We start from the raw sequence: 12,465 nt of genomic DNA, 5'->3' as shown, positions 1-12,465 counted from the left end.
TCCAGACAATCGGGATCACCGGCACAGGGCCGGTGATGACGTGGAGAGGATCAGTGCCGGACCATCCCGATCAGAAAAGCGCGGCGCTTTAGACAAGCGGGATCACCGGCACAGGGCCGGTGATGACGTGGAGAGGTTTCCGGGCGGCCGGGGCGGGCTCGGCGCATGCGATACGGAGAAGCGCCGCACCTCTCATCGGCGGGTGTTCCTGCGGGACGCTGAACGCCCGGACCATGACGGGCCTTCCTGGCGCATCGTGCGGTCTATCAGGGCTGCGACGAGCGATGCGCCGGCCTCAACGATGAGCATCGGATGGATCCCATCCGTGCAACTTCACTTTCGGAGCCGATGCTCTAATGCGCCTCATCCCAGTTCTGCGCCGCGCGGGCTTCCACGGCGAGGGGCACCTTCAGGGTGATGGCCGGAAAGGGGGCTTCCGTCATCACGCGGGAGATCACCGGCAGGGAGGCGTCGACCTCGTCGTCCGGCACCTCGAACACCAGTTCGTCGTGCACCTGCAGCAGCATGCGGGCGGAGAGGCGCTCGGCTTTCAGGACGTCCTCCATGCGCACCATGGCGCGGCGGATGATGTCGGCGGCGGTGCCCTGGATCGGCGCGTTGATCGCCTGGCGCTCCACGCCGGCGCGCTCGGACGGGTTGCTCGAGCGGATCTGCGGATAATGGCAGACGCGCCCGAACAGGGTCGTCACGTAGCCCTTGTCCTTACAGAACCGCTTCGTCTCGTCGATATAGGTGCGGATGCCCGGGAAGCGCTCGAAATACTGCTTGATGAAGGTCGAGGCCTCCGCGTTGCCGATGCCGAGGCGCGTGGCGAGGCCGAAGGCCGAGATGCCGTAGATGATGCCGAAATTGATGGTCTTCGCCTGGCGGCGCAGGTCCGGCGTCATCTGGTCGAGCGGCACGCCGAACATGGCCGAGGCCGTCGCCGCGTGAATGTCGATCCCTTCCGCGAAGGCGTCCTGCAGCTGCGGGATGTCGGCGATATGCGCGAGCAGCCGCAGCTCGATCTGGCTGTAATCGGCCGAGATGATCTTGTGGCCGTCCGGCGCCACGAAGGCCTTGCGGATCTTTCTGCCGGCCTCCGTGCGAATCGGGATGTTCTGCAGGTTCGGATCGGACGAGGACAGGCGCCCGGTCGTGGTGGCGGCGAGCGAGAACGAGGTGTGCACCCGCTTGGTCTCCGGATGCATGTGCTCCTGCAGGGTGTCCGTATAGGTGGATTTCAGCTTGGAGAGCTGGCGCCATTCGAGGATCTTGGCGGGCAGCTCGTGGCCGGCCTGCGCGAGCTCGTCGAGGAGCGTCGCGGGCGTCGCCCATTGGCCGGACGGGGTCTTCTTGGCGCCGGGCAGGCCCATCTTGCCGAACAGGATGTCGCCGATCTGCTTGGGCGAGCCGAGCGCGAACTTCTCGCCCGCCATCTCGTGGATCTCGTCCTCGAGCCGCGCCAGGGTCTGGGCGAAATCCCCCGAGAGGCGGCTGAGAATCTGCCGGTCGACCATGATGCCGCGCATCTCCATGCGGGCGAGGGTGTCGACCATGGGGCGCTCCAGCGTCTCGTACACGGTGGCGCGCCGTTCCGCGACGAGGCGGGGCTTGAGCACCTGCCACAGGCGCAGCGTGACGTCCGCATCCTCGGCCGCATAGGCGGTGGCCTTGGAGATCTCGACCTTGTCGAAGGTCACCTTGTTCCGCCCCGTGCCGGCCACGTCCGAGAAGCTGATCGGCGAGTGGCCGAGATGGCGGCGCGAGAGCTCGTCCATGCCGTGCGAGCCCTTGCCGGCATCGAGCACGTAGGAGATCAGCATGGTGTCGTCGTAGGGCCGCACCTCGATCCCGTGGCGCTTGAACACGACCCAGTCGTATTTCAGGTTCTGGCCGATCTTGAGGACGGCGGAATCCTCCAGGAGCGGGCGCAGGACGTCGAGCGCCTCGCCGACGGGAATCTGGCCCTGGACGAGGCCGCCGCCGAACAGGTTCGATTCGTCCCGGTGCTGCAGCGGCACGTAGCAGGCCTGGCCCGGCTCGAGCGCCAGCGAGACGCCGACGAGATCGGCGCGGGTTGCATCGAGATCGCTCGTCTCCGTGTCGACCGCCACATGGCCCTGCGCGTGGGCCCGGGCGACCCAGTCCTTCAGGCGCTCGAGGGTGGTGACGGTCTCGTAGGCCGTGACGTCGATGGGCACCGACGAGGCTTCCGTCGCGCGCTTTCCGGCGACCTGGGAGGGCGTGCCGATGCCCTCGACGGGCCGGCGCAGGGTCGCGGTTTCCGGCAGGTCGAGGCCCGCGAAGGGATCGACCTCGCCGGTCGGCGCATCGGCCTTGCCGAAGAACGGCACCGCATCGTCGGTGGGCGCCGTCACGCCGGTGCCGTCGCCGTTGCGCTCCCAGCGGATCGCCTCGCCGCCCGGCAGGAGGCGCGGGTCGGGCTCGATCGCCGTGGGATCGGCGTCGTAGAGCTCGGCGACGCGCCGGGTCAGCGTGTTGAACTCCATGGCCTTGAGGAAGCCGATCAGCGTCTTCGGATCGGGCTCGGGCAGGCGCAGGTCGTCGAGGGGCACCGGCACCGGGGCGTCGCAATCGAGCGTCACGAGCTTCTTCGACAGGCGCGCCGTATCCGCGTTGGCGATCAGGGTCTCGCGGCGCTTGGGCTGCTTGATCTCGGGGGCCCGCTCCAGGAGCGTTTCGAGATCGCCGTATTCCTTGATCAGCTGGGCGGCCGTCTTGAGGCCGATGCCCGGCACGCCCGGCACGTTGTCGGAGGTGTCGCCCATGAGGGCCAGCACGTCGCCGATCTTCTCCGGCGGGATTCCCTCCCATTTCTCGATGACGGCGGCCTCGTCCAGGTTGCGCTCGGGCCGGTAGCCCGGCTTGCCCTTGGAGCCCGATTCGAAATCGTAGAAGCACACCTTCGGGCCGACGAGCTGCATCAGGTCCTTGTCGGACGAGATGATGAGCACGTCCGCCCCGCGGGCCTTCGCCTGCTGGGTATAGGTGGCGATCAGGTCGTCCGCCTCGTAGCGCTGCAGCTCCACGGGTTCGAGCCCGAAGGCGCGGATCGCCTCGCGCATGATCGGCATCTGGACCTTCAGATCCTGCGGGGCGTCGGGCCGGTGGCCCTTGTAATCCTCGTAGAGCTCCTTGCGGAACGAGCCCTCGGACTTGTCGAGCACGATGGCGAGATGGGTCGGCCGCAGGCCCGCCGCCCCATCGCGCATGAACTGCAGGAGCTTGGACACGAAGAGCCGCACCGCCCCGGACGGCATGCCGTCCGACGAGCGGGCATTGTACTTCTGGTCCTGGTTCATGGACTGGAAGTAGGCCCGGAAGATGAACGAGGAGCCGTCGACGAGAAAGACGTGGTCGCCGGCTTGGACGGGGCGGGATGAGGGCATAGGTCTCAGGTGTTGAGAAGATCGACCCGTAACAGATAGTGTTTTCCGAGGCCCCTGGCTACGCCTCAAGGCAGGATCAGGCCGCCTTGAGGCGCGCGAGATCGAGGTCGAGCTCGCGCAGGGCCTGCATGACGACGCCTTCCGTCAGCAGGTCCATGGAGGATTCCACCACATGGATGGCGGCGAGCGCCCTCAGCTCGGGGATGGTCTGCGAGTCGAGCGCGGCCTCGAAGGAGGGGCGTAGCAGATCCATGGCCCGGGTTCCGGGACCGCAGATGACGATGTGGTCGGGCTCGAGCGTCTGGATCAGGATTCCGACCGCGTCGCCCAGAACCTCGCCGGCAGCCTGGAAGAGGTTGAGGAGCGCCGGATCGCCCGCCCGGGCCTGCGCGACGATCGCCCCCATGGCGCCCTCGCTCGGCAGCAGCAGGGTCGGGGCCGGGCGGTGATCGATGAGCTGGGCGTCCCGGTGCAGGGCGTAGTCGGCGAGATAAGCCTCGATGCAGCCGCGCCCGCCGCAGCGGCATTGCGGACCGCTCCGGCGAAGCCGCACGTGGCCGAACTCGCTGCCGCCGAAACGGGCGCCGCGATAGAGCTCGCCCTGGATCAGAAAGCCGAGGCCCACCCCGTCGCCGATCATCAGGCAGGCTGTGCGACCGGAGCGCAGATCCGAGTTCCGCTGCGTGATGGCGAACGCCATGGCGCTGGCGTCGTTCTCGATGAGAACCGGCTTGCCGAGCCGGTCGCCGAGTCCCGAGGCGAGCGGCAGATCGCGGGCGCCGAGCACCGGGCTCCAGGCGACGATGCCGTCCTTGGTGTCCACGTAGCCCTGGCAGGCGAGCCCCACGGCCTTCACGTCCCGGGCGCCGGTCTCCTCGGCGAAGGCCGTGATCGTGCCGGCCAGCACGTCCATCAGCTCCTCCGCGCCGAGATTGCGCAACGGGCGCTCCACGTGGCGGCTGGCGCGGTTGCGCCCGGCGCTGTCCACAAGCCGCAGCTCGATGCGGTTGAACCCGGTCCAGACGCCGATCACCGAGCCCAGGGTCTCGGCGAAGTACAGGCGGGTCTTGGGCCGGCCGCGGATCAGGCCGGAGCCCTGGTCGGCGGTCTCTTCGGCCACCAGGATCCCCTCGTCGAGCAGGCTCGCGGTCAGGTCGGAGACGCTCGCCGGGCTCATGCCCAGATGCTGGCCGATCTCCACCCGGGCCATCGGACCCTCCCGGCGCAGGGCATCGAGCAGGCGCCGGCGGGCCGTTTCGCGGGGGGAGAGGGGGAGCGGGATCATCGCGGTCATTTCTTCGAGTTATGAATAAAACAACTTCGGCACCGATGGGTATCAGACGAAAATATAAGCTCGATGGCGCTTGAAGGCGCCAATGGCTGAGATAATTATTTCCGCGCTCGAAATATAGCGCATGGCGGAGCGAGCCATTCCGTCGATCCGGTCGGATCGACAGCCTGTCATGAGCGAGGGACCTGCAAGGGAACGCAAGGTCCAGGAGGAAACCGATGCTATCGAAGAAACACGCACTCATCTCTCTTGCCGCCCTGGCGCTGTCCGCCACCGCGGCCTTCGCCCAGAAGGGCCCGGTCGTCGGCGTCAGCTGGTCGAACTTCCAGGAAGAGCGCTGGAAGACCGACGAGGCCGCCATCAAGGCCGCCGTCGAGAAGGCCGGCGGCACCTACGTGTCGGCCGATGCCCAATCCTCGCCGGCCAAGCAGCTCACCGACATCGAGAGCCTCATCTCCCGCGGCGCCAAGGCGCTGATCGTGCTGGCCCAGGATTCCGACGCGGTGCGTCCGGCGGTCGAGAAGGCCATCGCCGAGGGCATCGCGGTCGTCGGCTACGACCGCCTGATCGAGATTCCGCAGGCCTTCTATCTCACCTTCGACAACGTCGAGGTCGGCCGTCTCCAGGCCCGCGAAGTGCTGAAGGTCAAGCCCGAGGGCAACTACGCGTTCATCAAGGGCTCGGGCTCGGATCCGAACGCCAACTTCCTGTTCCAGGGCTCGATGGAGGTGCTCAAGCCCGCCATGGATTCCGGCAAGATCAAGAACGTGGGCGAGGCCTATACGGACGGCTGGCTCCCGGCCAACGCGCAGCGGAACATGGAGCAGTTCCTCACCAAGAACAACAACAAGATCGACGCGGTGATCGCGGCCAATGACGGCACCGCCGGCGGCGCGATCGCGGCCCTCGCCGCGCAGGGCCTTGCCGGCTCGGTGCCGGTCTCCGGCCAGGACGCCGACAAGGCGGCCCTGAACCGGGTGGCGCTCGGCACGCAGACCGTCACGGTCTTCAAGGACGCCCGCGAACTCGGCCGCAACGCCGCGGAGATCGCCGTCCAGCTCGCCGGCGGCAAGAAGCTCGGCGAGATCCAGGGGGCGAAGCCCTGGAATCTCGGCCCGAAGAAGCAGAACATGACGGCTCTGTTCCTCACGCCCGTGGCGATCACGAAGGACAATCTCGACGTGGTCATCAATGCCGGCTGGGCGTCCAAGGACGTGGTCTGCCAGGGCGTGAAGGCCGGCAGCGCGAAGGCCTGCAACTGATCTGACGCTGTCATTTCGGGGCGCGCCGATGGCGCGGGCCCGGAACCCGTGACCGCCGGCATCGATGGATCAGGCGCATGATCGCGCCTCTCCTCAACGCCTCGTGGTCCCGGGTTCCGGGTTCTGCTTCGCGGCCCCGGAATGACGCTTTTCGCAGAACGAGTGATTCCCATGACCGCACCCGTCGCCACCGCCGCCCCGCCGCCGAGCGCCGCTTCCGGCTCGCTCCTGTCGAAGCTCGAGATCGACGTCCGCATGCTCGGCATGCTGGCGGCGCTCGCCATCATCTGGATCGGGTTCGACATCCTGTCCGGCGGCGTCTTCCTGACCCCGCGCAATCTCTGGAACCTGTCGGTCCAGACCGCGTCCGTCGCCGTCATGGCGACCGGCATGGTGCTCGTCATCGTGACCCGCAACATCGACCTGTCGGTCGGCGCGATCCTGGGCGTGGTCGGCATGATCATCGGCGTCGCCCAGGTGCAGTGGCTGCCGGCCTATCTCGGTCTCGAGCATTGGCTGACGGCGCCGCTCGCCGTGCTGATCGCCCTCGTGGCCGGCGGGCTGATCGGCCTGTTCCAGGGCTGGCTCATCGCCTATCTCGGCATTCCCTCCTTCATCGTGACGCTCGGCGGCCTGCTGGTCTGGCGCGGCGCCGCCTGGTGGGTCACGACCGGCCAGACCGTCGCCCCCATGGACACCCGCTTCAAGGCCTTCGGCGGCGGCGTGGAAGGCGCGCTCGGCGCCACCACCACCTGGTTCATCGCGGCCGTGGCCTGCGGCCTCATCATCGTGGGCCTGGGCCTGACCCGCCGGCGTCGTCTGCGCTTCGGATTTCCGGTGCGCCCCGGCTGGGGCGACGCGGTGATCGCCGTCGTGGCCTGCGGGGTCGTTCTGGCGACCGCCGCGATCTTCAACGCCTATCCCATGCCGATGGGATCGGCCCGGACCTGGGCCGAGGCCCGCGGCATCGCCTGGCCCGAAGGCGGCCTGTTCATCTCGCAGGGCGTGGCCCTGCCGGTGCTGATCGCCATCGTGGTGGGGCTCGTCATGACCTTCATCGCCACGCGCCGGCGATTCGGGCGCTACGTGTTCGCCATCGGGGGCAATCCGGAGGCCGCCGAGCTCTCGGGCATCAACACCCGCTGGACGCTCATGAAAGTGTTCGGCCTGATGGGCCTGCTCTGCGGCATCTCCGCCTGCATCTCGACCGCGCGCCTCAATGCGGCGACGAATGCGGCCGGTACCCTCGACGAGCTTTACGTGATCGCCTCCGCGGTGATCGGCGGCACGTCGCTCGCCGGCGGCATCGGCACCATTGCGGGCGCCATGCTCGGTGCCCTCGTCATGCAGTCGCTGCAATCGGGCATGGTGCTGCTGGGCGTCGACACGCCGCTGCAGAACATCGTGGTCGGGGCGGTTCTCGTGCTGGCGGTCTGGGTCGACAGCCTCTATCGCCGCCGCCTCAAGTAAGGAAAGCGCATCATGCACACGAATGGAACGACGCCTCTCGTCGAGATGCGCAACATCTCCATCGCGTTCGGCGGCATCAAGGCCGTGGACGGCGTCTCGGTCGATCTTCGTCCCGGCGAGGTGGTGGGCCTGCTCGGCCATAACGGCGCCGGAAAGTCGACCCTGATCAAGATCCTGTCCGGCGCCTACAGGCCGGATGCGGGCGAGATCTACGTCAACGGCGAGCATGCGGACATCGCGACGCCCCGCGACGCGAAGCGCTACGGCATCGAGACGATCTATCAGACGCTGGCGCTCGCCGACAACATCGACGCCGCCGGCAACATCTTCCTCGGGCGCGAGGTTCTCACGCCCTACGGGACCCTGGACGACGCCACGATGGAGGCCGAGACCCGCAAGGTCATGGCGCGCCTCAACCCGCATTTCCGCCGCTTCAAGGAGCCCGTGAAGGCGCTCTCCGGCGGCCAGCGGCAATCGGTGGCGATCGCCCGGGCGATCTATTTCAACGCGCGCGTGCTCATCATGGACGAGCCGACGGCGGCGCTCGGCCCGGCCGAGACCCAGCAGGTCGCCGACCTCGTGCTGCAGCTGAAGAAGGAGGGCATCGGCATCTTCCTCATCAGCCACGACATCCACGACGTGTTCGGCCTCGCCGACCGGGTCAGCGTGATGAAGAACGGCAAGCTCGTGGGCTCGGCGAACGTGCAGGACGTCACCCAGGACGAGGTGCTCGGCATGATCATCCTCGGCAAGTGTCCGCCCGGCGCGACGCCGGGGCCGGGCGCGAGCTGACCGGGCGCACGACCTCTTCCCGCTGCGGTGCGAGATCGTTCGATTGGAGAGCACCGTCCCGTCATGGCCGGGCTTGTACCGGCCATCCCGATGATGAAAAGCGCAGCGCCTCACTCAATCGAGATCACCGGTACAAGACCGGCGATGACGTGGTAGGAAGAACGTGTCGATTTCGAGCAAGCGTAGCGCGCCGGCTTTGTGACCCAACCCATACTTCCTCCCCGCATCGGGGAGGGGAGAAAACCAAGGCAGATTGAGAGAGATTCATGGCCCAGACGACTTACGGCTCCCTGAACGGCAAGACCGTTCTCATCACCGGCGGCGCCAGCGGCATCGGCGAGAGCATCGCACGTTCCTTCCATGCGCAGGGCAGCAAGGTGGCGATCCTCGACTACAACGCCGAGGCCGGCCAGGCGCTCGCGAAGGAGCTCGGCGAGCGCGTGCATTTCGAGCATAGCGACGTGCGCGACATTCCCGCCTTCCAGGCGGCGATCCGTCGGGCGAGCGACGCGCTCGGGCCGATCACCATCCTGGTCAACAACGCGGCCCGCGACGACCGCCACACCATCGACCAAGTGACGCCGGAATACTGGCGCGAACGCTTCGCCACCAATCTCGATCACCAGTTCTTCGCCGCCCAGGCGGTGCTGCCCGACATGGAGAAGGCGGGCGGCGGCTCGATCATCAACATGGGCTCCACGAGCTACATGGTGAGCGACGATTCCTTTGCGGCCTACAAGACGGCGAAATCCGCCGCAATCGGCCTCACCCGCGCTCTTGCCCGTGAACTCGGGCCGAAGAACATTCGCGTCAACTGCCTCGTGCCGGGCTGGATCATGACCCAGCGCCAGATCGATCTGTGGCTCACGCCGGAAGGCGAGACGGAGCTGCTCAAGCGCCAATGCGTGAAGCGCAAGCTCGTGCCGCAGGACATCGCCAACTTCACGCTCTTCCTCGGCTCGGACGATTCCAGCGCCATGTCGGCGCAGACCTATCTCGTGGACGGTGGCTGGGTCTGATTGCGGGCGCCTGATCGGCCCGTCATGGCCGGGTTTGCCCCGGTGCTGCCGCGGAGACTCGACACGCGGCCCGCCCTAACCTTTCCACGGCATGGCCGGCCTCGTGCCGGCCATGCCGATTCAGATGGGCGCAACGCCTTTCACATAGGGATCACCGGGACAAGCCCGGTGATGACAAGCGCGGAACAAATCCCTCACGCCCGCGACCCCGCGCCCGCCGGCACGGCCGCCAGTTCGTCGGCGGCGCGTCTCTCCTCGACCGTCTTCATGGTGTCCCGGCGTACGACGAGGCACAGCAGGACCAGAGGGATGCCGATGCTGGCCGTGGCCGTGAAGAGCAGCGGGTAGCCATAGGCGTCCACGACCGCTCCGGATGCGCCGCCGATGAGCTTGCCCGGCAGGGCATAGAGAGAGCTCAGGAGGGCGTATTGCGTCGCGGCGAAACCCGGCGAGGTGAGGCCGGACATATAGGCGATCAGGGCGGAGCCGGCGAAGCCTGCGGCGAAGTTGTCGACGCTGATCGCGAGGATGAACAGCAGCTTGTCGGCCCCTTCCATCGCCAGCCAGGCGAACATCAGGTTGGACGAGGCCGCGATGACGGCGCCGATCAGCAGCGTCCACCACAGGCCCAGACGCGTGAGGGCCAGGCCGCCCGCGAAGGCCCCGATGATGCCGACCCAGATGCCGTAGAGCTTCGACACGTCGGCGATGTCCGCCTTCGAGAAGCCGAGATCGATATAGAGCGGATTGGCCATGACGCCGGCCACGAAATCCGGCAGGCGGAAACAGGCGATGAGCGCGAGGATCGGGATCAGCATCGGACCCTTGCGCTGGAACAGGTCGGTCAGAGGCTCGATGACGGCCGCCGCGAAGGGCACGTGCTGACGGGCGGCGCTCTCGTCGACCCGCGGCGAGAGAAGCGTGCCGACGAGGCCGACCCCCATGAGGGCCGCCATGGTCCAGTAGGCGCTTCGCCAGTTCACATATTCCGCGATGTAGAGCGCGCCTGCGCCGGCGCAGATCAGTGCCAGGCGGTAGCCGAGCTGGTAGGAGGCGGCCATCATCCCCTGGCGCTCGGTGGCCGCGACGTCGATGCGCCATCCGTCGACGACGACATCCTGGGTGGCGGACGCGAAGGCGACGAGCAGGGCCGACGCCACGGTCAGCCCGAGGCTGGTCTGCGGATCGCTGGACGCGATGCCGACGAGCCCCACGGCCACGACGATCTGCGACAGGGCCATCCATCCGCGCCGGCGTCCGAGCAGGCGCGACAGGACGGGCGCGTCGTATCGGTCGACGATCGGGGCCCAGAGGAACTTGAAGGAATAGGCCAGCGCCACCCAGCTCAGCATGCCGATCTCTGTGCGGGAGATCCCGGCCTCCCGCAGCCAGGCCGAGAGGGTGCCGAACACGAGGAGAAAGGGCAGACCCGAAGAAAACCCCAAGGGCAGCATGAGCGCGATGCGCCCGTCGGTCAGAACGTCGCGAAGGGACAGACGGCGTTTGGATGCGGCGGCCATGGGATCATCTTGGAAGCGAAAAGGGCCGCCACATTGGCACACCGCGAGGCCGAAGCACAATCAGGCGCAAGCCCCGTCCTCTTCGACAGCCTTATGAAGCTTGGCCAGGAAGGTCTCGAGCGCTGCTTCGGGCTTGCACTCCTTCTCGGTCAGGACCTGAAGGCCCCATTGCTCCAGAACCGCCTGCTCGACCGGGTTGGGGCGCAGCATGAACACATAGGATTGCGGCCGGTCGCGCTCGTAGCCCGAATCCGCCCAGGTCTTCCAGAGCCGGTGCATGAGGAAGCGGATGTTGAGATCGGTCATGCTGTAGCCGATGAACAGGATCGTCTTGCCGAGCGCATCGGAGCGGAACTTGATGTCGAGGGGGGATTCGAACGAGAGACGCTCCAGATAATCGGTTTCCGCGATGACGATGGAGCCGTCGTCGTCGAAATCGCCGTGGTATTTGACGATCTGCGTCACGTCCTCGTGGATTCGGGCCACGTCCTTGGCGTTGACGATCTTGACGTAGTCCTTGCCGTACAGGTCGTACGAGTTTTCCAGGTTGCGGTCGAAATTCGTCGTGTAGATGATCGGGAAGTCGAGCTTGCAGATGAGCTCGTGCACGCGGGATGTCTTCAGAGCCTCCTCCGGTATGGTCCAGTTCCGGTCCATCCAACTGCGCAGGGGGCCGATGCTGCCCTGCTTGAGGCGGTAATATTCCGCCAGCGTGAGATAGTTGAGGTCCGTGCCCCGGAAGTCGGTCAGGTCGATCTCCAGCTCCTGCGCGATATGTTCGATCAAGGTGCTCCAGGAGGGCAGGCCGACCGTCATGGACACTCCGGCACCCGCAAACAGGATGGCCTGTCTTTGCCTGATGGCCTCAACCAAACCTTCCAGCACGCCACTCTCCTTCAGCATCGCCTGCTCCTAACGCTCGAACAGGGCACTCTGCTTCAGCGGGGCTTGAGGGATAACTTTCGGGGCTTCGCGTGTTGTCTCTGAAGCATCGGACCCAAAAGTGGGTCTGCTTTCGGGTCCGATGCTGCTTCTCTTGGCTGGCGCATCGTGCGGAAAACCGGGTCCCCTTTTCCGCACGATGCCCTAGCTTTTCGCATCATCGAACGGAGATATCAGGACGTGGCAGGCTACCGGATCCGACAGGTCGAAACCGTTTATGACGGCTGGCGCAAGCTTCTCAAGGTCACGGTCGAGATGCCGGATGGGCGCACCATGACGCGGGAGGTTCTGAACAGCACCGATGCGGCCGCGGTGCTCCCCTACGACCCGCGGGCCCGTACGGTCATCCTGATCCGGCAGTTCCGCGCGCCCGTCATGCACGTGGAAGGCCATCCGGACTTCCTGGAGGCCGTGGCGGGCCTGCTCGACGGGGACGCGCCGGAGGTCTGCGCCCGGCGCGAGGCCATGGAGGAGGCGGGTCTTCGCATCGGCGGCCTGGAGCCGGTCGGGACGGTCTGGTCGGCGCCCGGCATGACGACGGAGCGGCTGCACCTGTTCCTGGCGCCCTACGGGGCGGCCGACCGGGTCGGCGAGGGCGGCGGGCTCGCGGAGGAGCACGAGGAGATCGAGGTGCTGGAGCTCGGCCTCGACGAGGTCGTGCGCCTCCTGGAACAGGGCGCCATCGCCGACATGAAGACCCTGGCCCTGGTCCAGGCGCTGCAGCTCCGGCATCCGGAGCTGTTCGGCCGAGACTGA

9 protein-coding genes are annotated in these 12,465 nt (G+C 66.9%); 5 read left to right on the top strand and 4 right to left on the bottom strand.

Going from position 1 to position 12,465, the window contains the following annotated elements; translation table 11 throughout:
- Positions 1 to 353: 353 nt before the first annotated feature.
- Both polA and HPT29_RS24350 read right to left on the bottom strand, forming a co-directional pair.
- Positions 354 to 3,413 carry a DNA polymerase I gene (polA, locus tag HPT29_RS24355; protein ID WP_173946395.1) on the bottom strand — a complete coding sequence of 1,020 codons (3,060 nt, stop codon included), beginning with the start codon at positions 3,411 to 3,413 and terminating at the stop codon, positions 354 to 356.
- Between the two features lie 76 nt (positions 3,414 to 3,489).
- Positions 3,490 to 4,698 (bottom strand): ROK family protein, encoded by a 1,209-nt coding sequence (locus HPT29_RS24350; protein WP_173946394.1) that lies wholly within the window; start codon positions 4,696 to 4,698, stop codon positions 3,490 to 3,492.
- Between the two features lie 224 nt (positions 4,699 to 4,922).
- On the opposite strand from HPT29_RS24350, the gene xylF reads away from it, so the two are divergent.
- The 4 genes from xylF to HPT29_RS24330 all read left to right on the top strand — a co-directional run bounded on the left by xylF (position 4,923) and on the right by HPT29_RS24330 (position 9,247).
- The gene (gene xylF / locus HPT29_RS24345) at positions 4,923 to 5,966 is read left to right on the top strand and encodes a D-xylose ABC transporter substrate-binding protein (RefSeq protein WP_173946393.1); all 1,044 of its coding nucleotides are present in this window, start codon (positions 4,923 to 4,925) and stop codon (positions 5,964 to 5,966) included.
- A 171-nt stretch (positions 5,967 to 6,137) separates the two neighbouring features.
- Positions 6,138 to 7,436: a sugar ABC transporter permease gene (locus HPT29_RS24340; protein ID WP_173946392.1), complete on the top strand. Its 1,299-nt coding sequence runs from the start codon at positions 6,138 to 6,140 to the stop codon at positions 7,434 to 7,436.
- Between the two features lie 12 nt (positions 7,437 to 7,448).
- Entirely contained in the window at positions 7,449 to 8,228 is a 780-nt protein-coding gene (locus tag HPT29_RS24335) for an ATP-binding cassette domain-containing protein (RefSeq protein WP_173946391.1), read from the top strand.
- Positions 8,229 to 8,494: 266 nt separating this feature from the next.
- Complete coding sequence (locus HPT29_RS24330) at positions 8,495 to 9,247, top strand: SDR family NAD(P)-dependent oxidoreductase (protein WP_173946390.1); 753 nt, start codon at positions 8,495 to 8,497, stop codon at positions 9,245 to 9,247.
- A 194-nt stretch (positions 9,248 to 9,441) separates the two neighbouring features.
- On the opposite strand, the gene HPT29_RS24325 is transcribed toward HPT29_RS24330, so the two are convergent.
- Both HPT29_RS24325 and HPT29_RS24320 read right to left on the bottom strand, forming a co-directional pair.
- Positions 9,442 to 10,767 carry an AmpG family muropeptide MFS transporter gene (locus HPT29_RS24325; RefSeq protein ID WP_247654391.1) on the bottom strand — a complete coding sequence of 442 codons (1,326 nt, stop codon included), beginning with the start codon at positions 10,765 to 10,767 and terminating at the stop codon, positions 9,442 to 9,444.
- 60 nt (positions 10,768 to 10,827) lie between these two features.
- A complete protein-coding gene (locus tag HPT29_RS24320; RefSeq protein WP_173946389.1) occupies positions 10,828 to 11,670 on the bottom strand; it encodes an SIR2 family NAD-dependent protein deacylase in 843 nt (280 codons plus the stop codon).
- A 219-nt stretch (positions 11,671 to 11,889) separates the two neighbouring features.
- On the opposite strand from HPT29_RS24320, the gene HPT29_RS24315 reads away from it, so the two are divergent.
- Complete coding sequence (locus HPT29_RS24315; protein ID WP_259060352.1) at positions 11,890 to 12,465, top strand: NUDIX domain-containing protein; 576 nt, start codon at positions 11,890 to 11,892, stop codon at positions 12,463 to 12,465.

Source organism: Microvirga terrae (assembly GCF_013307435.2).
GTDB lineage: Bacteria > Pseudomonadota > Alphaproteobacteria > Rhizobiales > Beijerinckiaceae > Microvirga > Microvirga terrae.
The sequence above is the reverse complement of the archived record's forward strand: the minus strand, read 5'-3'. Positions and strand labels throughout refer to the sequence as shown.

Excerpts from the sequence above, each read along its gene's own strand:
- polA (WP_173946395.1), bottom strand. The coding sequence starts at position 3,413 with ATGCCCTCATCCCGCCCCGTCCAAGCCGGCGACCACGTCTTTCTCGTC.
- HPT29_RS24350 (WP_173946394.1), bottom strand. The coding sequence starts at position 4,698 with ATGATCCCGCTCCCCCTCTCCCCCCGCGAAACGGCCCGCCGGCGCCTG.
- xylF (WP_173946393.1), top strand. The coding sequence starts at position 4,923 with ATGCTATCGAAGAAACACGCACTCATCTCTCTTGCCGCCCTGGCGCTG.
- HPT29_RS24340 (WP_173946392.1), top strand. The coding sequence starts at position 6,138 with ATGACCGCACCCGTCGCCACCGCCGCCCCGCCGCCGAGCGCCGCTTCC.
- HPT29_RS24335 (WP_173946391.1), top strand. The coding sequence starts at position 7,449 with ATGCACACGAATGGAACGACGCCTCTCGTCGAGATGCGCAACATCTCC.
- HPT29_RS24330 (WP_173946390.1), top strand. The coding sequence starts at position 8,495 with ATGGCCCAGACGACTTACGGCTCCCTGAACGGCAAGACCGTTCTCATC.
- HPT29_RS24325 (WP_247654391.1), bottom strand. The coding sequence starts at position 10,767 with ATGGCCGCCGCATCCAAACGCCGTCTGTCCCTTCGCGACGTTCTGACC.
- HPT29_RS24320 (WP_173946389.1), bottom strand. The coding sequence starts at position 11,670 with ATGCTGAAGGAGAGTGGCGTGCTGGAAGGTTTGGTTGAGGCCATCAGG.